The 22,447-nt window shown below is 61.3% G+C and carries 22 protein-coding genes; 7 read left to right on the top strand and 15 right to left on the bottom strand.

Annotated elements, in window-relative coordinates; all coding sequences use genetic code 11:
• Positions 1-4 precede the first annotated feature (4 nt).
• From ACIPY3_RS14580 to xylA, 3 genes are all read right to left on the bottom strand, one after another.
• Positions 5-1,318: an MFS transporter gene (locus tag ACIPY3_RS14580; RefSeq protein WP_400335127.1), complete on the bottom strand. Its 1,314-nt coding sequence runs from the start codon at positions 1,316-1,318 to the stop codon at positions 5-7.
• A 599-nt stretch (positions 1,319-1,917) separates the two neighbouring features.
• A complete protein-coding gene (locus ACIPY3_RS14575; protein WP_400335125.1) occupies positions 1,918-2,934 on the bottom strand; it encodes an aldose 1-epimerase family protein in 1,017 nt (338 codons plus the stop codon).
• A gap of 201 nt (positions 2,935-3,135) precedes the next feature.
• On the bottom strand, positions 3,136-4,323 hold the full coding sequence (gene xylA, locus ACIPY3_RS14570) for a xylose isomerase (RefSeq protein ID WP_400335123.1): 1,188 nt from the start codon (positions 4,321-4,323) through the stop codon (positions 3,136-3,138).
• A gap of 272 nt (positions 4,324-4,595) precedes the next feature.
• On the opposite strand from xylA, the gene ACIPY3_RS14565 reads away from it, so the two are divergent.
• Entirely contained in the window at positions 4,596-5,267 is a 672-nt protein-coding gene (locus ACIPY3_RS14565; RefSeq protein WP_400335121.1) for a GntR family transcriptional regulator, read from the top strand.
• Positions 5,264-6,475, top strand: coding sequence for an MFS transporter (locus tag ACIPY3_RS14560; RefSeq protein WP_400335119.1), 1,212 nt, complete (start codon positions 5,264-5,266; stop codon positions 6,473-6,475). The genes ACIPY3_RS14565 and ACIPY3_RS14560 overlap by 4 nt, the downstream gene beginning before the upstream one ends.
• A 103-nt stretch (positions 6,476-6,578) precedes the next feature.
• Here the strand turns inward: ACIPY3_RS14560 and ACIPY3_RS14555 are convergent, their stop codons facing one another.
• Entirely contained in the window at positions 6,579-7,619 is a 1,041-nt protein-coding gene (locus tag ACIPY3_RS14555; RefSeq protein WP_400335117.1) for a LacI family DNA-binding transcriptional regulator, read from the bottom strand.
• A gap of 260 nt (positions 7,620-7,879) precedes the next feature.
• Between ACIPY3_RS14555 and ACIPY3_RS14550 the strand changes: the two genes are divergently transcribed.
• The 3 genes from ACIPY3_RS14550 (at position 7,880) to ACIPY3_RS14540 (ending at position 12,102) form a co-directional block, all read left to right on the top strand.
• A complete protein-coding gene (locus tag ACIPY3_RS14550; RefSeq protein WP_400335116.1) occupies positions 7,880-9,742 on the top strand; it encodes a right-handed parallel beta-helix repeat-containing protein in 1,863 nt (620 codons plus the stop codon).
• Positions 9,743-9,807: 65 nt separating this feature from the next.
• A complete protein-coding gene (locus ACIPY3_RS14545; RefSeq protein ID WP_400335114.1) occupies positions 9,808-11,109 on the top strand; it encodes an MFS transporter in 1,302 nt (433 codons plus the stop codon).
• A 150-nt stretch (positions 11,110-11,259) separates the two neighbouring features.
• The gene (locus ACIPY3_RS14540; protein WP_400335113.1) at positions 11,260-12,102 is read left to right on the top strand and encodes an ABC transporter ATP-binding protein; all 843 of its coding nucleotides are present in this window, start codon (positions 11,260-11,262) and stop codon (positions 12,100-12,102) included.
• A 1,310-nt stretch (positions 12,103-13,412) separates the two neighbouring features.
• Here the strand turns inward: ACIPY3_RS14540 and ACIPY3_RS14535 are convergent.
• Positions 13,413-14,219 (bottom strand): helix-turn-helix domain-containing protein, encoded by an 807-nt coding sequence (locus ACIPY3_RS14535; RefSeq protein ID WP_400335111.1) that lies wholly within the window; start codon positions 14,217-14,219, stop codon positions 13,413-13,415.
• Between the two features lie 71 nt (positions 14,220-14,290).
• Here ACIPY3_RS14535 and ACIPY3_RS14530 point away from each other — a divergent pair, with 71 nt between their 5' ends.
• On the top strand, positions 14,291-14,803 hold the full coding sequence (locus tag ACIPY3_RS14530) for a VOC family protein (protein WP_400335109.1): 513 nt from the start codon (positions 14,291-14,293) through the stop codon (positions 14,801-14,803).
• A gap of 63 nt (positions 14,804-14,866) precedes the next feature.
• Here ACIPY3_RS14530 and ACIPY3_RS14525 read toward each other — a convergent pair whose 3' ends face one another.
• From ACIPY3_RS14525 to ACIPY3_RS14480, 10 genes are all read right to left on the bottom strand, one after another.
• Positions 14,867-15,229 carry a VOC family protein gene (locus tag ACIPY3_RS14525; RefSeq protein WP_400335107.1) on the bottom strand — a complete coding sequence of 121 codons (363 nt, stop codon included), beginning with the start codon at positions 15,227-15,229 and terminating at the stop codon, positions 14,867-14,869.
• A gap of 3 nt (positions 15,230-15,232) precedes the next feature.
• A complete protein-coding gene (locus ACIPY3_RS14520; RefSeq protein ID WP_400335105.1) occupies positions 15,233-15,493 on the bottom strand; it encodes a DUF4235 domain-containing protein in 261 nt (86 codons plus the stop codon).
• Between the two features lie 79 nt (positions 15,494-15,572).
• Positions 15,573-15,749: a CsbD family protein gene (locus ACIPY3_RS14515; protein WP_400335103.1), complete on the bottom strand. Its 177-nt coding sequence runs from the start codon at positions 15,747-15,749 to the stop codon at positions 15,573-15,575.
• Positions 15,750-15,835: 86 nt separating this feature from the next.
• Positions 15,836-16,510: a dihydroxyacetone kinase phosphoryl donor subunit DhaM gene (gene dhaM, locus ACIPY3_RS14510; protein WP_400335102.1), complete on the bottom strand. Its 675-nt coding sequence runs from the start codon at positions 16,508-16,510 to the stop codon at positions 15,836-15,838.
• Entirely contained in the window at positions 16,507-17,157 is a 651-nt protein-coding gene (dhaL, locus tag ACIPY3_RS14505) for a dihydroxyacetone kinase subunit DhaL (protein WP_400335100.1), read from the bottom strand. The genes dhaM and dhaL overlap by 4 nt, the downstream gene beginning before the upstream one ends.
• A gap of 2 nt (positions 17,158-17,159) precedes the next feature.
• Positions 17,160-18,161 (bottom strand): dihydroxyacetone kinase subunit DhaK, encoded by a 1,002-nt coding sequence (gene dhaK / locus ACIPY3_RS14500; protein ID WP_400335098.1) that lies wholly within the window; start codon positions 18,159-18,161, stop codon positions 17,160-17,162.
• A 98-nt stretch (positions 18,162-18,259) separates the two neighbouring features.
• Entirely contained in the window at positions 18,260-18,430 is a 171-nt protein-coding gene (locus ACIPY3_RS14495; protein WP_400335097.1) for a hypothetical protein, read from the bottom strand.
• Between the two features lie 9 nt (positions 18,431-18,439).
• A complete protein-coding gene (locus tag ACIPY3_RS14490; protein WP_400335096.1) occupies positions 18,440-19,828 on the bottom strand; it encodes an FAD-binding oxidoreductase in 1,389 nt (462 codons plus the stop codon).
• A gap of 207 nt (positions 19,829-20,035) precedes the next feature.
• Positions 20,036-20,545, bottom strand: a complete 510-nt coding sequence (locus ACIPY3_RS14485; protein WP_400335094.1) for an amino-acid N-acetyltransferase — start codon at positions 20,543-20,545, stop codon at positions 20,036-20,038.
• Positions 20,546-20,622: 77 nt separating this feature from the next.
• The gene (locus ACIPY3_RS14480; protein WP_400335093.1) at positions 20,623-21,633 is read right to left on the bottom strand and encodes an NAD(P)-dependent alcohol dehydrogenase; all 1,011 of its coding nucleotides are present in this window, start codon (positions 21,631-21,633) and stop codon (positions 20,623-20,625) included.
• Between the two features lie 95 nt (positions 21,634-21,728).
• Here ACIPY3_RS14480 and ACIPY3_RS14475 point away from each other — a divergent pair, with 95 nt between their 5' ends.
• On the top strand, positions 21,729-22,388 hold the full coding sequence (locus ACIPY3_RS14475; RefSeq protein ID WP_400335091.1) for a TetR/AcrR family transcriptional regulator: 660 nt from the start codon (positions 21,729-21,731) through the stop codon (positions 22,386-22,388).
• Positions 22,389-22,447 lie beyond the last annotated feature (59 nt).

Here is a 22,447-nt window from a genome sequence, read left to right as displayed (position 1 = left end):
TCTCCTATCCCTGCACGTACTGATGTCCGCGCCGTACAGCAAGCCAGTAGAAGACAATGCTGCGGATCGACAGCACGGAAATGTACACAGGGAAAACCCAGTAGAGGTCGTTGACCCTGAAGAACAGCAGCAGGTATGAGGCTGTGCCACCGAACACCGCAGCAGCGATGCCGGTTCCCAGGGAGACGCCGGTTGTCCGTGCTGACTTCGGCATCAGCGATGTGGCTATGTAGTTGTAGAGACCCATGTTCGAAGCCACTACGGTGCCTCCTACGAACATCACCAACGCGTAGCTCAGAATTCCGGGCTGTGAGTAGAGGAGCATTACGAATGATGCAGGCACCAGCAAAAGCCGCAGAATGGTGAAGACGCGTCCGGCGCCGTAGACATCCGCCATGCGTCCGACGATGGGCCCGGCGATAATGAACAAAACGCCCATCCCCACGAGGATCAGGAAGACGAGAGCTGGATCCTCCTTGTAGATGGTATTGGCCAGATTGGGGAGTCCCACGTTCCATGAATAGGTCGCCACGGTCACGCCTGCGATCACGAAGATCACGGCAAGCAGTGCAAGCCTGACTTTCCAAACAGACGCCCAGACAAGACCGATACGATCGGTGACGACATCAAGCTCACTGGTTTCGTCCTCCGCCTTCTGAGTGAGTGTCTCTGGCAACGTGCGCCGCAACAAGATGACCACGATGCCGAAGATGCCCCCGAGGATGAAAGGAATTCGCCATCCCCATGCAGCCAGCGCGTCGGCAGGCATGGCCAAGCTGGCTACATACGAGATCACTGCGGAACCGACGATGCCGCATTGAATGAATGTACCGGCGACGAGGCCCAGGTAGCGGCCTCGTTCGCCTCGTGGCGCCAGTTGTATTGCCACCGCATTTGCTACACCGGCTTCAACGCCAGTCGACAACCCCTGTATCAGGCGAAGGCCAACCAGAATGAAGCCTGCTGCGATGCCTATCGTCTCCGACGTCGGCAGTATGCCCATCAGGAACGAGGTCACACACATCGTGGTCACGGAAAGGATCATCACCTTCCGGTGGCTGAACCGGTCCGCAAGTGGCCCCAGAAGCACGGCGCCAAGCGGCCGAGCGATGAACCCGACACCAAACACGGCGAGAGCGCTCAGAGTTGACGTGACTGGATTGTCAGATGGAAAGAAATGGGGACCGAGGAACGCGGCCATCAAGCCATAAATGTTCCAGTCGTACCATTCGAGGGCGACACCGCCCCCTAGCCCTGCAGTTACGCGCTTAGGCGGCCGCTCAACCTTCTGATCGGACTTAACGGAGTTTAGTGACATTAGTTCCCCCCAGTCTTCGTATGTATTAGATATGATGTTTCAGGTCACATCCAAGCCCACCACTGAGCCCGATGTCAATGAAAGGTGCCGTTTTGGTCAAGTTGATCCGACTTCTCAAGACCTTGTGGGTGCTGCGCCTTTGGCTGATGGTCTGATTCGTCGAATATCGATTCGTCTTAGGACCATGAGCCTTCGCCCGCTCGTCAGTGGCGGTACTCGCAGCGTGCGGGACACAGAAAGAGGAACGGCCCCGGCCGCAACCCAGAAAGCGGAAGAGGAATTCCAAGCCATCAGGCACGCTCGCATTTGTTGCCAAGTGCTGGAGAATCTTCGATATCCGAGTCCCTCGACGCACCGACCGTCCTGGATATCTCAAACGCCACGAACAATCCGGCCGGAGTACACCCCACCCGACCTCACAGCCCTCAGTCGCGGGCGGACTTGGCCAGGGTCCGGGTCTCAGTTATCCCAGCGTCCGCCCTGCAGCATCAAGGCAGATAAACATTGGCTGACTAGAGCAGCAGGGTTTCGACTTCACGGCTGATCCGAAGTCGAGCTGTAAGCATGTTCCTCGTTGGAAGACGGACGAAGCGGTGGTTCTAGTGAAGCGCTCTGATGAACCAGGTACCGCGGTGGCTTTCCCCGGGACCAAGCAGGACGATATCTAGTCGGTTATTGAATGCATCTGGCGGGCAAGTCATAGGTTCTACCGCCAGCCCCAGTTCGGGTTTACTACCTGTGCAGATCTGTAGCCATGGCCATTCCTGCCCAAAAGCTAATTCAACTCCAGTTCCTGAGGGTTCTCGTAGCGTCACCCTCGCGAGGCCGTCTGACCCTCGGTTCACCTTCGTAAAAGCATGGTCGATCCTGATGCCTTGCAAGAATTCTCCCCTGCGGAAGTCAAAGTGGCTTCCTTCGACCTTGACCTCTCGGAGGGGAAGCAGGCGGTCTGGGCTGGTTTCCAGGAAGCTGTCGGCGGGTATTGTGACAACCCATTGATGCATCGGGGAATCGCCGGCAACCAAATAGGGATGAGGGCAGGATCCGTACGGGAGAGTTTTGGTTCCCGTGTTCGTCGCGATTATTGTGCCTGTCAGCCCCGCTGGACCAAGGGCGTACGTTACCTGGAGGAGAAGTTCGAAAGGATAACCGACTTCTTGCGACAGGGTGGTCGCCAGTGTGAGACTGTTCTCCCGGACGGCGATGACTGACCAACGGCGATCGAAAACCATTCCGTGAAGAGCATTTCGGCGATCGGGCTCATTGGTATCGGCTTGGATTTCACGCCCGTCCCACCTATAGCGACCATCTGCCAGCCGATTTGGCCAAGGGGCGCAAATAACCCCTCTGAAGTCCGTAGTGTTGGAACGAGGTTCGAAGGGCAACACCAAGTCTCTTTGCTCGTAACGCAGTGTTTGAAGCGCGGCCCCCTGGCTTGAAATGACAGCGGCGTAGGGCCCGAAGCGTAGTTCGAGTATTTCGTTTTCAGAACTGCTCGTATTCACTGTGCGGCATCGTTCTCTAGTTCGGGATCCCAGTGGGGACCTAAGTGCAGGTTGGGTATGTGCCAGGTACCGGATTTGGTGGTCCCGGAACCAAGATCCAGAGCCGATCATTCCGGGCAAAATCCGGCGATGAACCGTGTAAGGCCATGCATGCCTGTAGATTCGTAGCTCCCGAAGATGCCCAGCGTTCAGGGATGAACACACCGGCTTCTTCGGCTATTGGTGTCTTTCTGGAACAGCCGCCGGGTCAGGACGTGAAGCTCCGGACCCGGCGGCGGACATGATGGACGGTGTGGATCAGCGCAGGCTGGCTTAGCGGGCTCCGAGAAGGTGCTCGATGGCCAGTTGATTGAGCCGGACGAAAGCGAACGAGCGCCCGGCGGCCTTGTCGGCGTCGAAGGTCTCGAAGGCCGTGGCGTCGGCCAGCAGCTCGGCCGTGGTTTCGCCGGCAGACAGGGTGGTCTCGCCCAGCTCGAACACGCCGGAGGTGGCGAGTGCTTCCTGCACTTCGGGATCGGCGCGGAAGGCCAGGGCACGTTCCTTGAGGAGCAGGTACATGGCCATGTTGGCCTTGGCCGATTCCCACACGCCGTCGTAGCCGTCGGTCCGGGAGGGCTTGTAGTCGAAGTGGCGGGGGCCCTCGTACCTCGGGCCGCCGTTCGGGAAGCCGTTCTCCAGGAGATCCACCGTAAAGAAGGCGCTGGTGAGGTCCCCGTGTCCGAAGACCAGGTCCTGGTCGTACTTGATGCCGCGCTGGCCATTGAGGTCGATGTGGAACAGCTTGCCGGCCCAGAGCGCCTGGGCGATGCCGTGGGTAAAGTTCAGCCCGGCCATCTGCTCGTGGCCGGTCTCCGGGTTGAGGCCCACGATGTCGCCGTGTTCCAACTGGGCGATAAACGCCAGGCCGTGGCCCACGGTGGGCAGGAAGATGTCGCCGCGGGGTTCGTTCGGTTTGGGTTCAAGGGCGATGCGCAGGCCGTAGCCCTTTTCCTTGATGTACCCGGCGGCCGTGTCCACGCCTTCCTTCATCCGGTCCAGGGCCGCGGAAAGGTCCTTGGAACCGTCGTATTCGCTGCCCTCACGGCCGCCCCACATGACGAAGGTTTCTGCGCCGAGCTCGGCCGCGAGATCGATGTTGCGCAGTACCTTGCTGAGGGCAAAGCGGCGGATGGAGCGGTCGTTGGAGGTGAAGCCACCGTCCTTGAACACGGGGTGGCTGAACAGGTTGGTGGTGACCATGGGCACCTTGAGGCCCGTCTCGGCAAGGGCAGCCTTGAAGTTCTTGAGGATGAGGTCGCGTTCCGAGGCGGAGGCGTCGAACGGAACAAGGTCATTGTCGTGGAACGTCAGGCCGTAGGCACCGAGTTCACTGAGCTTGTGGACGGCTTCCACGGGATCCAGGGCGGCACGCGTGGCGACACCGAAGGGATCCGCGCCCGTCCATCCGACGGTCCAGAGGCCGAAAGTGAAGCGGTCCTGCGGGGTTGGCTGCGGGGTCATTCTTGCTCCTTTGCAAAGCATGGGTGGAGGCGTGGGAGGAAGCATTCCAATTAGTTTTTAATCTGAACTATATAATTAGACATGCTTGTGGTCAATGGCGTTGCGAGAGCCGCGGAAGCAACCGGCCCTAAGGCTGCGGATGACGAGCGCGAACTCCGGATTGCTCGCCAGAGAAGCTGACACCCTGCCCCCGCTCGGCATCTGCGGCCGCAGCGCCTCACCTTTGACTTCCAATTGATGCATTCATTGATGCATGCATTAGAATAATGTTCATGAATGAGATTTCCGGCTTGCCGTGGACGGTTGAGCAAAGCACTTCCGTCGCCAGCCAGATCGCGGCTAGCACTGCACGCGCCGTCGTTGAGGGTGAGATAGAGGCTGGGTGCTTGCTCACGGAAGTGGAACTCGCCGCGGCGAATGGTGCTAGTAGAACGCCCGCTCGCGAGGCAATGCTTCGCCTTGAGAGATGGGGACTAGTTCAGCTTGTGCCCAAAAAGGGAGCAATCGTTACGAACCCCAGCGCGCGGGAGCGGCGAGAGCTTCTGGCCGTGCGATCCATGCTTGAGGTCAACGCGGTGTCTGCCGATATCGAGGACGAAGATCGCAGGCGCCAGCTGCTTGAGGCTTTAGACGTCAACCTCCGCGCGCAGCGGCAGAGCATTAATTCACCTGCAGACTTTGCGCTTCTTGACTACGAGTTTCATCTGCGGATCATTGCAAACAGCCAGAACAGCATTGTCGACGGGATCGCTAAAGAACTTGGCCCTCGGTTGTACAGGTTAACTTTTCTCGCTGTTGACTCATTAGCGGGAGAGCTGAAAGCCCTCTATGCCGAGCACGTCGCCCTCGCCGACGCAGTTCGAGGCGGTGACGACCAAGCATTTCGTCACCTCATTGGCCGCCACTTGTCGCTGGGGCATGCCCGATATGCGGTGGCGAAATGAGCGATGCTTCTCGGCGCAGCCCCTGGATGTCTGTGGCGCCGTCGGTTTTTGTCCTCGCCTGGGGAGGCAATCACTTTACGCCGCTGCTTCATATGTACGAGACGCTGGGCGGCTACGACGCGTGGCAAGCAAACCTCCTTCTGGGAATGTATGTTGTCGGACTCATCCCCGGACTCCTGCTTGCCGCCGCTCTGGCGGATCGCCTCGGCCGCAAGCCTGTAGCGCTGGTGGGAATAGGGGCAGCTGCTGCAGCGAGCCTTCTGCTTGCCTTCGGGATGACATCGTTCATACTTCTTTGTGTTGGCCGGACGCTGGCTGGTGTCGGTGTGGGAGTCGGCATGTCCGTGGGCTCCAGTTGGATCAAGGAACTCTCGGACCGCAGTCGCGAACCCAGCACCCAACAAACCTCCGGCGCCCGACGGTCGAGTATGACCCTAACCCTGGGCTTTGGAGTTGGCGCCGGCATAACGGGCGCTCTCGCCCAATGGGCGCCGGCGCCCGGGCAGTTGCCGTACCTTGTGCACCTCGCCCTTTGCGTTATGGCTTTCGTGGCATTGCTAAGGGCCCCGGAGAGCTTGCCTCTGGCGGCCCGCGCCGTTGGCCCGTTGTGGCGAGACCTGGTCGTTCCGTCGGCAGGTCATCGGACGTTCTGGGGGGTTGTCGTCCCGGCGGCTCCTTGGGTGTTTGCTGCGGCAGGTGTCGCTTATGCGATCATGCCGGCGGTGGTTCAATCGCGGCTGGGCGATTTCTCGACCCTCTACGCAACAGTGCTGACCGTTGTGACGCTGGGAGTGGGAGTGCTCGCACAGACAACCGTCGTCTTCTTGAACAGGATTACAAGAGGTCGGGCACTTATCGTTGGCCTCGCAGGCATGTCCATCGGGATGGGGTCCGCCGTCGTGGCGTCTGCTGTGGGAAGCCCATGGCTCGCGATCATCGTGGCGGTGATCCTCGGCGCCTCCTACGGAGTTTGCGTAGTTTCCGGCCTAATCGTTGCCCAGTCGATTGCGACACCGCGTGATCTCGCCGGGATGACCGGCATCTACTATTCCCTGACATACTTGGGCTTCTTGTTGCCAACGCTGCTCGCGGCTTCGCTGACCGTGATTTCTTATACCATCGGCTTGGGGTTGGTGGTTGTCGCGTGTGTTGCGTCCCTGATCAGGGTCATGACGTCCCTTCGAACGCCCGGAAGCAAGGCAGCATGAGGGCCGTCCGGACCGGATGCATCGACTGTCTGCGGCAGGGACACTTATCAAGAGACTGATGTTCCCGGCGCTCGGACCCCGCCCTCGGAGTCAAGGGGCAGTCTTAGCCAGGTGAGGCCGTGGAGCCGCGCATTTCAAAGGTCGTCGACAATTGGAGATGGGCAGTCGCCGGGGGTTGGCCATCAACCATGTTGATGGCCGTTCGGACGGCTTGCGCCCCCATTTCCACCAACGGCTGTCGGACCGTGGTGAGCTGTGGAGAGAAGCGTCGAGCAGCCGGAATGTCGTCGAATCCAACGACGGAAAGATCCTTTGGCGTGTTGAGCCCCTCGCCGCGAGCCCCTTCAATGACACCGAAGGCGACCGCATCGCAAAAGCAGACGACAGCCGTCGGGGGTTCATCCAGCCTGGCAAGTTTAATGCCGAGCTTCCGACTGTCCTCGAACTTCTCCAAGGACGACACGTCACTTTGGCCCACATACTCAGGGCGAACCGATAACCCGGCACGTTCCATGGCGCTCCGGTAGGCCGAGAAACGTTCCACCGAATACTCGACTGAGTCGTCGTAGCCAGCGAAGGCGATCCTCTGGTGTCCGAGTTCCAGGAGATGATTCGTCGCCACTGTCACGCCTGCCCAACTGGTTGATCCAACTGTGACGACTCCGACATCCGGCGCGTTTTTAGGATCGATAGCCACCAACGCCAGCCCCTGCATTCGGGCTGCCTCAACGAGCTCGTGTGTAACCCGCGTGGCGATGAGCACGGCGGCGCGGCTGCCCAGCGCGACCTGTCGTTCGACCCACTCGGCGGCACTCTCCGCGCGTGCCAGTCCTGGGGCATAGTCGAGAACAGTGCGAAGCCCAAGGCTGGACGCTTCGTCAAGGGCCCCTGTCAGGACCGTACTTCCGTAATCGTGACCGAAAGTGTCGAAAGCCATAATTATCGACGTCAGTGAAGGCGCCTCGGGACGGCCCACGGGAACGTAGCCGAGTTCCTGAAAAGCCTCGCGCACCCGCATAACAGTCTCAGCTTTTACGTTCTCCTGCTCATGGAGGACCTTCGAAACCGTAGGTACAGAAACTCCCGCCCGACGGGCAACATCCTTCATCGTGATACGACGCGGCCGGACCTTTACTTTCTCCATGGGCACCAAGTATAACGATCCCGAAATTTTTTCTCACATGGCACTCCCAACCTCCGTGTGACGCCTTGGCGCCGCGAAGGGGCAAGAAAGTACTGGTGGATTGATGTGAGCTATGCAATAGTTTCTTTTAACGAAATTGTTTCTCAATGAAGAGTGAGCCAAAAATGTTTGAATATCACGTATCACCCCATGGATCAGATGCCGCTAGCGGAGATGCTGGACATCCGTTCCTTACGATCAGTCGGGCCTCGGATCAGGCGATGCCAGGGGACTTGGTCATCGTCCACGCCGGCGAGTACCGCGAATGGGTGCGCCCTCGACGTGGAGGACTCAGTGATTCCCGACGAATCACCTATGTTGCTGCCGACGGCGAACGTCCGGTCATCAAGGGGTCAGAGCGTCTCACGTCATGGCATCCTGTGGGCTCAGGCGTCTGGCAGGTGACGGTGCCGAATTCGATCTTCGGCGCATTCAATCCGTTCGCCGTTGAACTCAACGGCGACTGGATCGTCTACGAGAAGGACGCCCCGAAGAAGCACCTCGGCGAGGTGTACCTCAACGGCAGGAGCTTGTTCGAAGTCCCGACTATTGGGCACGTGACCGAACCCGCGCGCCGCGAAACAGCACGCGATGCTTGGACCGGAATCACCAAGACGTTCTACGACCCCGACTGGTCCACATTTGTTTGGACGGCCGCCGTCGGCGCAGAGGAAACGACCATCTGGGCGAACTTCCACGGCCAGGATCCCAATATTGAAATCACTGAAATCAACGTCCGGCCGTCCGTCTTTTTCCCTGATCGCCACGGCATCGACTACATCACGGTGCGGGGATTCGAGCTCGCGCAGGCTGCCACGCCGTGGACCCCGCCAACTGCCGACCAGCCCGGACTCATCGGCCCGAACTGGTCAAAGGGATGGATCATCGAAGACAACTTCATTCACGACGCGAAGTGCTCAGCGGTCTCCCTGGGCAAGGAAATCTCCAGCGGCCACAACTACATGACCGACCGCGGGGACCGGCCGGGCTACCAGTACCAAATCGAATCCGTGTTCTCTGCGCGCGCTATCGGGTGGGACCGTGAGCGCATCGGCTCCCACATCGTTCGCCGTAACACGATCTTCGATTGCGGACAGAACGGTGTCGTTGGACACCTCGGAGGTGCGTTCTCGACGATCGCCGAAAACCACATCTACAACATCGGAACAAAGCACGAGTTCTACGGCTACGAGATAGCCGGAATCAAGATGCACGCCCCCATCGACGTCACTCTCGTGGGCAACCGCATACACCACTGTGTCCTTGGCACCTGGCTCGACTGGGAGGTCCAAGGCACCCGAGTCAGCCGTAACATCTACCACCACAACCGCCGGGACATCTTCATCGAAGTAAGCCACGGTCCCTACGTCGTCGATAACAACGTCTTCGCCTCACCAGCATCAATGGAAATCATGAGCCAAGGCGGCGCATTCATCCACAATCTGTTCGCCGGCGCGATCCGATTCGCTTCAGACATGGACCGCGCGACACCATACCATCGGCCGCACAGTACCGAAGTCGCTGGCTTTGCCGTCATCTACGGTGGCGATGACCGCTTTATCGCGAACATGTTCCTCGGCTCAAATGAGCTGGAGGGGTGGGCGGAGGAATGCGAGGCATTTGGCCGGACGTGGCTCGGAACCGACGTATTCGATCACCACCCAGCCTCGTTCGACGAATACATGGAGCTCATCGACCAACGCCCACCGGGTACCCACAAACGCTTCATCGGCGTCCCGCAAGCGGTCTACATCAGGGACAACGTCTATGCCAATGGCGCCAAGGGTTACGCGCACGAACATGGTGCCGTAACCCTTACTAACCCCGTGACGGCCCAGATCGACGAAGACTACGGTCAGCTGTTCATGGAAATTGACGTGCCACCCGAGTTCGCAACATCGACCCGAGCCCTGGAATCTTACGAACTGCCACCGGTCAGATTCGCTGGCCTCGACTTTGAGTCCCGTGATGGAAGCCCCCTCACGTTCGTCCACGACGTCACAGGCGAGATTCGATCCGGCAACACGGTAGCCGGCCCCTTCAGTGCGCTCCAAGTCGGGACAAACCGTATCCGGCTGTCCTGACTGGACTCCCACATAGGGGTTCCAATCTGGATCAGCCCCATGACACCATCACATAGGAGACAAAGATGACTCACGAGCTTCAATCACTGCACAAACCCCACACCGAAACCGCCATCCTGCAAATGGAACAGACCGGGCAGAAAGTGGGCGGCCTTTTCGTCACCCGCTACATCGCCTCTCTCATCGGCATCTGGCTGGCACTGCTCACTCCCTTGTCAGTAACCATTGCCATCCGCGTCGGTCAAATCGACCCAGCAGGAAAAGCGACCTCTCTGGCGCTCGTGGCAAGTGTCGGAGCAGCAGCATCGCTTTTCGCCAATCCGATCTTTGGCGCCCTCAGCGACCGATCTACCTCCCGATTCGGTCAACGCCGACCGTTCATCCTCGGAGGCGTCAGCGTGGGCGCTCTCGCCGTAATCGGGGTGGGATTCGCCCCAAACATCTGGCTGGTCGCCGTCATGTGGGCCATCGCCCAAACGGCCTTCAACGCTGCCATCGCCGCGACGATCGCGATACTCCCCGAACGAGTGCCAAGCAAGCTCCGTGGGAGAGTGTCCGGCTTCATGGGAATGACAACCCAGGTTGGCGTGGTCGGTGGAGTATTCATGAGCCAGCTTCTGGGAACCCAGGGCGCCGCCATGTTCATCGCCCCGGCGGTCGTCGGAGTGCTGCTGGTCCTTCCCTTCGCACTGACCCTTCGCGAAGTCCCCAAGACGAAGAATGAAGTACCCCGCACATCCATCCTGACGATCTTCGCCGCTTTCTGGATCAACCCGTTAAAGAACCGGGATTTCGCCTTGGCCTGGATCGGACGATTCTTCGTATGGATAGCCCTGTACCTGCTGACAACGTACAAGACCTACTTCCTCATCGATCACCTTGGATACAACACCAGTAACGTCGCCCCTATACTGACCATCGCCATGTTTGTCCTGGCTGTATGTATTGCCGCCTCGAGCATCCCCGGGGGCTGGCTTTCGGACAAGCTAAACCGCCGCAAGCCCTTCGTCGTAACCGCTGCACTCCTTTTCGTCGTAGCCATGACCATCGTTGCATTCTCCACCACCGTCGAAATGTTCATCCTGGGAATTGCGATCGCCGGTTTGGCGAACGGCCTGTACCTCGGCGTCGACTACGCACTTGTCGCCCAAGTCCTCCCGAACGTTGGCTCGGAAGCCGCAAAGGGCATGGGCGTGTTCAACCTCTCCAGTACCATTCCGCAGACCATCGCACCGATCATCGCCCCAATGTTGCTGACCATCGCCGCCACACCCGGCAGCGGGAACTACACCTCTCTGTACCTGTGCGCCGCGGTTCTGGCGCTCATAGGAGCTGGATTCACCCAAATGCTGCGCAGCATCCACTAGTGCCCCCGGGCGCGCGGCAAATCTGAAAGGAATCCGCGCGCCCAAAACTTGCTTCGCGCGACGGAGCCGCGCGGTCACGGCCTTCCCTTGGCAACTGCCAGGCTCCTGATAGGCCGAGGATGCCCTTCTCATTTATTCCTTAGGAGTTTCATGACCAGCCAAGCGCCCAGCGAATGCGTATTGGACCTCGAACATGTTTCATTCCGTCGAAACAACAGGCACATCATCAGCAACATCTCCTTGTCCGTGCGTTCGGGAGAACATTGGGCATTGCTGGGAGGGAACGGGGCTGGAAAGAGCACCTTAATGGGACTCTGTGGAGCAATCCACCACCCCACAACAGGAACAGTGTCGGTCTTGGGCAAACGCCTGGGAAGGACTGAGCTGCAGGCATTGCGGAAGTCGATCGGACACGTCAACCCCAGACACATGATTCTGAGTCCGTTGAATATTCGCCAAATTGTGCTCACCGGTCTGACCGGCGGCAACGAACTGCCTGTCCGGTGGGAACCAGCGGCAGCTGAATACGCCAGGGCTGACAACTTGATCGAACACCTTGGGCTAGCAGGCAAGGCGTCATCCCCTTGGCCTACCCTATCCCAGGGCGAACGCGGGCGGGCGCTCATAGCCAGGGCCCTCATATCTGAACCGCAACTGCTACTGCTTGACGAACCTTGCACTGGACTGGACATCGCTGCCCGTGAACAGCTCCTAGAAATCATCGATTCCCTCGCCCTAACCCACCCGCAGATGGCGTCTGTCCTCGTCACCCACCACTTGGAAGAACTGCCGACCACAACCACGCACGCAATACTCATAGCAGAGGGACAGACGGTCGCAGCCGGCCAGGCCTCCGAGGTCATCACCACAGAGAACGTCAGCGCGGCCTTCAAACACCCGATCAAGGTCGAGTACCTCCACCAACGCTGGACCGCCCGAGTCGACCGGGCCATAGAAACGTCGGCGGCGCCAAAGGCACTGATGATGTCCTGAACGAATCAAACCCCGAGTCGCCATGCTGTGCCACAGGACGTGGCGGGTGCGTCAGCGACATCCTTGGCTGCGAGAAACTTCCAAAAGTGTCGATACATAGCCTCAGTCGAAGTCTTCTGCTGCAAGCCGGCAATACGAGCAATCGTCGCGTACCGACTGGAGGACGTGAGATCGGAGGCAACTGCTGCTGAGCTTGCCGATGTACTTGGCAGCGCACCCCACATCGTCTTCGACAGGCTTAGGACAGCCTCCTTGGCGCCGCTTGTCAGAGCTATCGCCGTACCCAGACGAAAGACCTGGTCAGAGGACTACCCCGGTAGGGTTTCGATGGCCCCGAAGTTACGAGTACATACGAAGTTTTCAGAGACGAATCAACCGATACGCCTATCTACGTGGTGGTTCCCCAACCATCCAAACTGCCTTCATAAACGAAGTAGTCTCACACGTTCTTGACACGGAATCGTGACATTCGAAACTCACGAAGCCCACATTTCAAGCATTGAAACCATGTAAAAAGGGGGGGCTGAATCGAACAACTCATTCTGGACTCTAGGACTTGCCGATTGTGACTGAACGCCACCTCTTGGGATCCAGCTTCCTTTGGCCGAAGTCCCATACATAATCGCTGCCCATTCCGCGGCGGCCTACACGACCTCCGGATCCTACGCCATGCCGGATAAAAGGAACATCAGATGCCAGCAGAGACCCCAACGTACTCGTCACCGGAAATGGTCGAGGTTAGGATCAATGATCCATCCCAGCTCGACGCTGCCTTGGACCAGGCAGTCGAGACGATCAAAACTGCCGCCACGCGTCACAATACAGGGATCCTGATCACCAGAACCGGCCCGGGTGACTACATAGTCCGTTCGCATCCGGCAGTCCCGTTCGGTCTGATACGCCAACAGCACTCGTCAAAAGCGGCAGGAGGCCCCCAATAGGCGCTCAATCGGAGCAGCATTACTTACCCTCGATGACTAACCGAGGGTCGTGTAAGACAATGCGGCCGATACGAGCTACCCCTGGAAACGAGCATTTCGCCGGAGGGATCGTTGAGTAGAACGGCGCAAGCCAGGACGAACTGACAAAACTACCGGAGCTTTTGTGTCGAGCTGAACCACACCCCAACCTGACGTCAGTCCCCACCCCCAAAAGCCGTCAGGTTAGGGTGCCGAAGCGACTTTCTGGGCAGCACTTGGTGGGAGTCTTAGAGTTCAACCTGACACTCCTCGCCCACGAGTCGGCGCAGCAGTTCCTCAGCAACGGCTTCAATCTGCGACTGTCGCGAACGGGCGCCCGGCTACCAACACCTAACCCCCGCCAACAGCCCGCCGGTACCCACTCGGCGTGAATCCCAGGTACTTCCGGAAGTCATTCGTGAGATGGGCATGGTCGGCGTAGCCAAGCTCAGCAGCGATCGCGGCCAGATCCGCTGAAGCGTCCAACCGTGCCCGCTCGGCTGCGTCCTGCAAACGACGTCGCCGGATCAGCGCCGCCGGGCTCAGTCCGATGTACTTCCGCGCCACCCGCTGCAACGTCCGTGGCGAAACGGCCAGCTCCGCAGCTGCGTCCTCCAAACGGAGAACAGACGGATCGGAAGCCAAGAGATCCATCATCCGGTTGGCGAGCAGCGCCTCCTCGGACACCCCGGACCCGGCAAACAAGGCCAACCAGTGAACAAACGCGTCCACCGCGCGCTCCCGGCGAGCGCCGCCGTCGTCGGCATCCGAAGGCGAAGGCGACATCGCCGCCGTGACAGTACGGTGAAGTTCGACGGCGGCAAAGTCCACTTCCGCGTCGCGGACTCCACGCGGGTCGGCCGTGAAATGCGGGACGGCAGCGGGCCGCAGCAGCGCACCTACCGCCCATCCACGCCCGGAGAGGTCTTGATAGCCGGCACGAGTGGTCGGGCCGGCGAAATCCACGCGCTCAAGTCCCACCACAAGGTTGCAGGCAGGGTAGGCGATCACGTGCTGCCGTGAAGTACGGCCGGGCTCGATGTCCCACTCCGGAATCCAGAACCACTGGACCAGGTGCTCCACCGCGGAAGGTGCGGGGAGCCGGTGGAACGTGGGCAAGCGGGCGGGATACAGGACTCCTTTGAATGAATGATCCATACCCACCCTCGAACAAGAGTTGTCGCAAATCTCCAAGCGATGCCAACGCGCAAAGGCGTAGCGTCAAAGACATGACCGATACTACAAGCACCGAATCAACCACGGCCGCCCACGGGGAGCACACCGTCCATGGAGTTCCCAAGGGCCTCACCAGCCTCACCCCGTTCCTCGCAGTCAGGAACGCGAAGGCGGCCATCGACTTCTACAAAGACGTGTTCGGCGCGCGCGTCGTGGGCACCACGGAGATGGGTGGCGTGGTGGTCCATGCCGAACTCGACTTCGGCAACGGCCACCTGCAGCTCGGGGAGCCGAGCCCCGATTACCACCTTGTCCCCGCGCCGGAAGGCGAGGACGACTGCTATTCCATGGGACTCTATTGCGCGGACGCTGACGGCTTGGTCCAGCGCGCGGAGCAAGCCGGCGCCACCGTGCGCGAACCGCTCAGCACGTTCGTTTCAGGCGACCGCTACGCCAGCATCCGCGATCCCTTCGGCGTGCGCTGGTCCATCATGACGCGCGTCGAGGACTTGTCCGAAGAGGAAAGCAACCGCCGCGTCGAGGAATGGGCCGCGAATCAAGGCTAAACAACAAGACCAAAAAAGGGCCCGGTACTGCCGAATGCAGTACCGGGCCCTCCGCGTAACCAGCTAGGAAACGCACAAACAGAACGGATGCCCTGCAGGGTCCAGGAACACCCGGAAGGTCTCACCCGGCTGGTGGTCGTGCTTCGTGGCGCCGATGGCCAGGACGGCCTTCTCGGCCTCATCCAGGTCCTCGACGATCACGTCGAAGTGCATTTGCTGCGGAACTGTCTGCCCGGGCCACACGGGCGCTTGGTAGACGTCCACTTGCTGGAAGGAGATGCAGTTGCTGCCATCGGCGGGGCGTACATCCGCCCAGTCGCCGTCGTCGCGGGTGACCTCCCAGCCGAGAAGTTCTCCGTAGAAGGCCGCCAGGGCGCGGGCATCCGGACAGTCGATAACGACGCTGGGGTACTTCGCAATGGCCATTCGCTACACCTCGTCTGCAGTTTTCTTCATGCGGGCCAGGGCGCTCTTCGTTCCGCGCTGGGTCAGGACGTGCACCACGGCACCAACCGCGGCAGAGACTACGGCGAACACCAGCACGCCGGGCAACGAATCATCCAAGTCGGTGCCGTCTTTCGGAGCGGGCTTTCCTGTCTTCTTTTCCCAGAGCCCCTCAAGGGTCTTGTTTGCCAACGCGCCGGCTCCGACGCTCACGGCCAGGCCGAACAGTTTCACCAGTAAGTTCACGGTTGCCCCGTTTCACATCGATGACCATCACTACCAACAACAAGGCAGGGCCGCTGCAACCAGCGGCCCTGCCCGATTCCTAGTCCTTCTTGAAGGCGTCCTTCACCTTCTCGCCGGCGTTCTTGAGGTCGGCCTTGGACTGCTCGCCCTTGCCTTCGGCTTCGAGGCGCTCGTTGTCAGTCAGCTTTCCAGCCGCTTCCTTAGCCTTGCCTGCAATCTTTTCGCCGGCATTCTGTGCTTTGTCGTCTGCACCCATGTTGCACCTCTTTCGTTGTGAACCTGTACCTCTACAACATCACTAATCAGGATACTTATCAATATTTTGGGTGAAAACGATTGAACTCAGAGCTCCCCGAAGCCCTCCTCCACCAGCCTGCCCACGTAATCCACGGCCTTCTGCGCATCGGCACCGTGGGCCTCCACGTGCAGGTTCGTTCCCTGGCCAGCGGCGAGCGCCATCAGTTCCATCATGGACGCCCCGTCGACGCCGTTGATCGTCACCTCAGCGTCCAGGCCAGAGAGGCCACCGGCAATCTTGGCTGCCGGCCGGGCGTGGATACCCATGGGGTTGATGAGCTCGAATTCGGCCGTGGCGTCCGGCTCACCCCGTACCGCGGGACCGGCATCCGGCGCCACACCTCCCGCGGCTTCGGCAGCTTGGCGTACGTCCACGACGGCGGCCCCTCCTTGGGCGGCGACGGCCGCGGCCACCAACCCCTCCACCAAGGGCGCATCGGCCAACTGGACAGCGTCGGGATCACTGGCGAACTCCACGGCGGATTCCGCCGTCATCACGGCCGAGCCCAGGTCCGTCAGCACCACCACCCCGTCGCCGCCGGCGTCCGCAAGGGACTGCTCGACGGCGGCCAGCACCTTTTCGAGGCTGGTGCCGATCCGCCCGTCGTCGGTTCCCCCTGCGGCGACGAGTCCGACGTCGGGCGCCATCTGGGCGGCGAGTTCCACGGCCCCTTCAGCGATCTTGCTGCTGTGCGAGACCACCACGATCCCAACCGTCATGCGGCGGTGCCCCCGGAAGCAGCGGCCGCAACCGCAGCAGCCCGAAGGAGCAGTGCCGTGGACTGCGCGCCGGGATCGCGGTGGCCGGCACTCCGTTCGCCCAGGTAACTGGCACGGCCCTTGCGGGCAACAAGGGGTTCGGTGGCGACGGCTCCGGACTCAGCGGCTTCCGCGGCGGCCTCCAGGGCTGCGAGCGCGTCGCCGCCGTCGTCGGCCACCTTTTGCGCCGCCTCCACCGCAGGGGTCCACGCATCAATCATGGTCTTGTCCCCGGGTTCGGCTTTACCGCGGGCCACAACGCCGTCGCGCGCCGCAACCAGGGCGGACAGCACGGCTGCGGCATCAAGGTCCGTGGCATCACCCAGGGAAGTTGCCGCCCGGAGGTACGCCGTTCCATAAAGGGGCCCCGCCGCTCCGCCAACCTTGGACATGAGCGCCATGGCGGCGGCCTTCAGTGCCGCGCCGGGTGTTTCCGGTGGCGATTCGTCGAGCTTCTGGAGTACGGCCTGGAAGCCACGGTCCATGTTCTCGCCGTGATCGGAATCGCCGATTGCGCGGTCCAGTTCGATGAGTTCAGTGCGGTGTTCCGCCATGGCCTCTGCCGAGAGTTTCAGCCAGCCCACGGCCCAGTCAACGCCCAATCCCATGCTCACACTCCCCAACGAAGGGCCGCAGTGTGGACGGGAGCGTCCCACAGCGTGGTCATCTCATCGTCCAGTCGCAGCACCGACACGGAACAGCCCTGCATCTCCAAGGACGTCACGTAGTTTCCCACCAGGGAACGCTCCACCGTGGCACCGCGTTCTGCCAGCACGTTCGCGGCCCGGCGGTAGACGATGTACAACTCACTCAGCGGAGTGCCGCCCATGCCGTTGACGAACAGCAACACTTTGTCCCCGGAGCCGATGGACAGGTCCTCAAGGACCGGTTCCAGGAGGCGGTCGGTAATCCCATCGGCACCTTCCATGGGGATCCGGTGCCGCCCGGGTTCACCGTGGATGCCGATGCCAATCTCGATCTCGTCGTCGGCCAGTTCAAAGCTCGGAGTTCCGGCGTGCGGCACGGTGCAGCCGGAGAGCGCGACGCCCATGGTCCGCACGTTGGCCACCACGCGCTCGGCGATGCCGGCCACGGCGTCAAGATCGTCACCCCGCTCAGCAGCGGCGCCCGCGATCTTCTCCACAAGGACGGTGCCGCCCACCCCGCGCCGGCCGGCCGTGTACAGCGAGTCCTCCACGGCGACATCGTCGTTCACGAGTACCGAACGGACAGCCACGCCTTCGGCTTGGGCCATCTCTGCGGCAGTTTCGAAGTTCAGGACGTCACCGGTGTAGTTCTTCACGATATGTACGACGCCGGCACCCGAGTCCACTGCCGTGGTGGCGGGAATGATCTGGTCCGGTGTGGGCGAGGTGAAGACGGCGCCGGGAACAGCAGCATCCAGCATGCCAAGCCCCACGAATCCTGCGTGGAGTGGTTCGTGGCCGCTGCCACCGCCGGAAACCAAGGCAACCTTGCCCGCCACCGGCGCACCTTTGCGGACGACGAATTTCGGGTCGGGGTGGACGTCCACGAGGTCGGCATGTGCCATGCCGAAACCCTCGACGGATTCGTCCACCACCGCACGTGGATCATTGATGAGCTTTTTCATGGGATGCTCCTGAGCCTGCAGTGGTGTGGTGCTCTGACCCTACTACCGGCGGCAGGGACCACGGTAGGCCCGGAGTATCCCCCGTTGGCAGCCTTCGGCTATCCGCCGTCGCCCGCCGCTTTCGCCGGCGCCTCATGGCTCACCTGGACGTCCGGCCAGAAGTCGCCGGAAATCTCGTGGTGCGGGTGTCCGGCCCCGGACCACTCAGTATCGTGCGGCCAGGAGCCATGCGGGATATCAATCTGGAACGCCGAGAAGTCCGGAAACATGGCGGGTTCCTAGTTGTTCAGCACGGCGTCGCCGCCGGCAGTGACAACGTCTTCGAGCAGCACGGTCTGGTCGATCACCGGCAAGCCAACCACGTGGCCGAAGCTGAACATGTTCTTCGGATCCAGCTCCGCCTTGGCCTTCCGCAGCCGTTCGCGGACGGTCGGAGTCCAGGGCCGCTCCCTGTCCTCGGCGTCCACGAAGTGGCCATGCAGGTTCACGAACGTCCCGCCATTGGAGGCGTCGCGCAGGTCCTCGCGAACGGCGTCGTACACCACGGGCAGCAGCTCAGCGAGAGGCGGGACTGCCATCCCCGCCATGAAGAAGCTGAAGGCCGCATCGCGGCCGCCCACGCTGTCCTCACCGTCGGCGCACGTTGCCAGCGCCCCGCCCAGCAGGCGGAGTTCGGCGAGCAGGACAGGACTTTCGACGCCGTGACCGAAGTGCCGCAGAATGGCTTCCTTCGCGGGATCGTCGAGGCGGTCCAACAGGAACCCACGCTCGCGGACCGGAACGGGCTGATCCGGATCCTGGTGGATGGTGTCGAACTGCGTCGACTCCAGCGGCCCGGTGGCGTCCATCATGAACGGCGCACTCCGGCGCATGGGCTCCAGCAGGCGCGTGGCCACGTCGGCGTCACCTTGGTAGGCGTAGCGCAGGTGGACCACGAACTTACCGCGCAGCGGTTCGGGAATGATGTCCATGTCCGGCAAACGCAGGAAAGCCAACGACGCCGATGCTTCAGTGGGGAGCGACGGCACCCATTCGCTGAACTGCTGGAGCACGGTGGCTGCGTGGACGCCGGCGAAGTAAAGCCCGCCGGCAAAAATATCCTGGTTTGGGAAAAGGTGGAATTCCATGGCTGTGACAATGCCGAGATTGCCTTTACCTCCACGGAGGAGGAAAAAGAGTTCGGGGTCTTCGTCTTTAGTGACCCGCCTTTGCGTGCCATCGGCAGTGACCAACTCGAAGGCGATCACGTGGTCCGAAGCGAAACCGTACTTGCGGCCCATGATCGGCAGTCCGCCGCCAAGGGTGTAGCCCACGACGCCTACGTCGGTGGTGGAACCGCAGAGACCCATGAGGCCGAAGGTCGATGCGAGCTCCACCACCGCCTTCCAGCGAACGCCGGCCCCTACCCGGGCGGTCTTTTCGACGGGGTCGATGCTGAGTTCCAGCATGCGGCGGGTACTGATGAGCAGGCCGCCTTCAACGGCGTTGGTGGCGCCGTGGCCGGTGGACTGGACGGCCACTGGCATGCCGCGCTCAGCAGCCCATTTCACTGCCGCCGAGACGTCCTCTGCATCGAGGGCGCCGAAGGCGACATCCGGCTGGTGTTGGGTGGAAAGGTTGAATGCGGCGACTTCGTCTGCGAAGCCTGGGTCAGCGGGTGTGAACACTGGACCGCGCACGCTGAGCTGTAGTTCTGAAATGCTTGAAATGCCTGAAAAGGACGCGTGGGACTGCATGATCTTCTCTCGATATGACCGATGTGGCGGAAGCTCCCCAGCAAGCCTCAACCAGTTTATCCATCAACTTTAGATAAAAGAAGGGTGTTTAAATCACGCATAATTCCTGGACTTTTGACTGGACTGTTGCAGATGTGGCTAGAGGTGCTTGATCATGCGGGTGTTGCCCAAGGTGTTGGGCTTGACGCGGGCCAAATCCAGGAATTCGGCAACACCTTCGTCATGCGAGCGCAGGAGTTCCGAGTAGACCTCGGGATCCACGGCGCTTTGGTCCGCCATCACTTCGAAGCCGTGGCGGACAAAGAAGTCCACTTCGAAGGTCAGGCAGAAAACCCTGCTGACACCCACCTCGCGGGCTTTGTCAATGAGGCTCTCCACCAGCTTGTGGCCCACCCCTTTACCGCGCCAGGAGTCGGCGGCAGCAAGCGTGCGGATTTCGGCAAGGTCCTCCCACATGACGTGGAGGGCGCCGCAGCCAATGACCTCCCCCTCGGAGGATTCGGCGATCTGGAATTCCTGCAGGCTCTCGTAGTAGGCGACGGTTTCCTTGGAAATCAGGATCCGCTCGTCGGCCAGGCGCGCCACCAGCCTCTTGATCGCCGCAACGTCGCTGGTGCGGGCAGGGCGAAGGCTGAAGGCAGAATCCACTCCCCCATCCTAGCCAGCCGCGGGTGCGGTTCCGTCTTCGTGACTGCCGGCCACCCCTATCAGACGGGCCATCCCTATCAGGCGGTGAGCGCGATCTTCCCGCGGGCGTGGCCGTCTTCCAGATAGCGCAGCGCGTCAGCCGCTTGGTTGAGCTTGAACGTGCGGTCCAGGGGCGGGGTGATCTTGCCGGCTTCGATCAGCTCCGCGAGTTCGCGCAACTCTCCAGCACGGACCACCCCGAAGAACATCGTCAGCCGCTGCTTGATGAAGGGCGAGAGCATGATGGCACCCACCTGCCGTTCCAGCCCGCCAGCGAAGGATCCGCCACCTTCACCGCCCGTAATCACGGCCGTTCCCGTGGCGGTCAGGGCCCGGCGCATGCGGCGGATCCTGGGATTGCCTGCGATATCGAGGATGAGGTGGAAGGGACCCGAATCCACGAAGTCCTCACTGGCGTAATCAATTACCCGGTCCGCGCCCAGGCTGCGCACAAAATCCATTTTGCCGGAGCTGCATGTCCCCACAACCTCGGCGCCAAAGGCCTTGGCCAACTGGACCGCGTAGCTTCCGACGCCGCCGGATGCGCCGGTAATGAGGACTTTCTGGCCGGCCTTCACCCGCCCGGCACGCAAGCCCTGGAGTGCCGTGACTGCTGAGACCGGCACAATCGCAGCCTGCTCGAAGGTGATACCCGCGGGCTTGGAAGCCAACTTCGCCTCCGGGGCCACGGCATATTCGGCGAACGCCCCGCGCCCGGACCCGAACACCGCATCACCCACGCTGAACGTGGTGACGCCAGGCCCAACCGCCTCCACAATGCCGGCGAGATCCATGCCCAGGCCCGGATCCCGCGGTTTGCCGATACCGAAGGCAATCCGCCCCAAGTACGGCAGGCCAGTCATCACGTGCCAGGCGCCGCGGTCCACTCCGGCCGCGCGGACCCTGACCAGCACTTCCTTGGCCCCGGCTTCCGGCCTCGGGAGGCGCCTCTCCCCCAGGACGTCAGGACCGCCATACGTTTCCCGGACCACAGCCCGCATGCCGCCGAACGGCTGGGCCTCGGGATGTGCGCGCTGCTGGGCTTTCATGGCCGGGCCTTCCTCCAAACACGATTCGTACGCTGTACGAAACTGACGTTACAGTACACTGTACGAAACCGAAAGAGCCAACCTGGAGGAACCTCATGGCCGCAGCCGTAAACACCGCCAAGCGGCCTGAACTCAGCCGCGGCAAGGTGCTCCAGAAGGCCCTCGAACTGGCGGACAACGAAGGCATCGCCGCGTTGTCCATCCGCTCGCTCGCCCAGAGCATGGGCACCAAGCCCATGTCCCTGTACTACTACGTAGCCAACAAAGACGAGATCCTGGACGGACTCGTGGACCTGGTCTTCGACGAAATCCACACTCCGGAGGCCGGTGGCGAGTGGAAGGAGCAGATGCGCACGCGCGCCCATTCGGCCCGCGAGGTGCTCCGGCACCACCCTTGGGCGATCGGGCTCCTGGAATCACGGAAGGCACCCGGCCCGGCGACGCTGAAACACCACGAGGCAACCCTGGCTACGCTAAGGGCCGCCGGGTTTACCGTGCAGCAGACGGCCCGCGCCTACTCCCTGCTGGACAGCTACATCTATGGATTCGCCCTCCAGGAAGCCGCGCTCCCCATCGCGGGAGGAGAGCCCATGGCAGACGTCGCCTCGCCCATCATGGAACGATTTGCCACCGGCGAGTACCCGCACATGGTGGAGGTCGCCACGGAACTCGTCATGCAGCCCGGATACGACTACGGCAACGAGTTCAGCCACGGACTCGAGCTGATCCTCGACGCCCTGGAGCGCTCCCGGTAACGACCTCAACTGCGGGACAATCCGAGCCTTACCAACACTTATGCGGCTAAATGTTGGTA

Source organism: Paenarthrobacter sp. NPDC089714 (assembly GCF_044748905.1).
GTDB lineage: Bacteria > Actinomycetota > Actinomycetes > Actinomycetales > Micrococcaceae > Arthrobacter.
The sequence above is the reverse complement of the archived record's forward strand: the minus strand, read 5'-3'. Positions and strand labels throughout refer to the sequence as shown.

Coding starts and splice junctions, on each gene's coding strand:
- ACIPY3_RS14580 (WP_400335127.1), bottom strand. CDS start 1,318: ATGTCACTAAACTCCGTTAAGTCCGATCAGAAGGTTGAGCGGCCGCCT.
- ACIPY3_RS14575 (WP_400335125.1), bottom strand. CDS start 2,934: ATGATCGGCTCTGGATCTTGGTTCCGGGACCACCAAATCCGGTACCTG.
- xylA (WP_400335123.1), bottom strand. CDS start 4,323: ATGACCCCGCAGCCAACCCCGCAGGACCGCTTCACTTTCGGCCTCTGG.
- ACIPY3_RS14565 (WP_400335121.1), top strand. CDS start 4,596: ATGAATGAGATTTCCGGCTTGCCGTGGACGGTTGAGCAAAGCACTTCC.
- ACIPY3_RS14560 (WP_400335119.1), top strand. CDS start 5,264: ATGAGCGATGCTTCTCGGCGCAGCCCCTGGATGTCTGTGGCGCCGTCG.
- ACIPY3_RS14555 (WP_400335117.1), bottom strand. CDS start 7,619: ATGGAGAAAGTAAAGGTCCGGCCGCGTCGTATCACGATGAAGGATGTT.
- ACIPY3_RS14550 (WP_400335116.1), top strand. CDS start 7,880: ATGCCAGGGGACTTGGTCATCGTCCACGCCGGCGAGTACCGCGAATGG.
- ACIPY3_RS14545 (WP_400335114.1), top strand. CDS start 9,808: ATGACTCACGAGCTTCAATCACTGCACAAACCCCACACCGAAACCGCC.
- ACIPY3_RS14540 (WP_400335113.1), top strand. CDS start 11,260: ATGACCAGCCAAGCGCCCAGCGAATGCGTATTGGACCTCGAACATGTT.
- ACIPY3_RS14535 (WP_400335111.1), bottom strand. CDS start 14,219: ATGGATCATTCATTCAAAGGAGTCCTGTATCCCGCCCGCTTGCCCACG.
- ACIPY3_RS14530 (WP_400335109.1), top strand. CDS start 14,291: ATGACCGATACTACAAGCACCGAATCAACCACGGCCGCCCACGGGGAG.
- ACIPY3_RS14525 (WP_400335107.1), bottom strand. CDS start 15,229: ATGGCCATTGCGAAGTACCCCAGCGTCGTTATCGACTGTCCGGATGCC.
- ACIPY3_RS14515 (WP_400335103.1), bottom strand. CDS start 15,749: ATGGGTGCAGACGACAAAGCACAGAATGCCGGCGAAAAGATTGCAGGC.
- dhaM (WP_400335102.1), bottom strand. CDS start 16,510: ATGACGGTTGGGATCGTGGTGGTCTCGCACAGCAGCAAGATCGCTGAA.
- dhaL (WP_400335100.1), bottom strand. CDS start 17,157: ATGGGATTGGGCGTTGACTGGGCCGTGGGCTGGCTGAAACTCTCGGCA.
- dhaK (WP_400335098.1), bottom strand. CDS start 18,161: ATGAAAAAGCTCATCAATGATCCACGTGCGGTGGTGGACGAATCCGTC.
- ACIPY3_RS14495 (WP_400335097.1), bottom strand. CDS start 18,430: ATGTTTCCGGACTTCTCGGCGTTCCAGATTGATATCCCGCATGGCTCC.
- ACIPY3_RS14480 (WP_400335093.1), bottom strand. CDS start 21,633: ATGAAAGCCCAGCAGCGCGCACATCCCGAGGCCCAGCCGTTCGGCGGC.
- ACIPY3_RS14475 (WP_400335091.1), top strand. CDS start 21,729: ATGGCCGCAGCCGTAAACACCGCCAAGCGGCCTGAACTCAGCCGCGGC.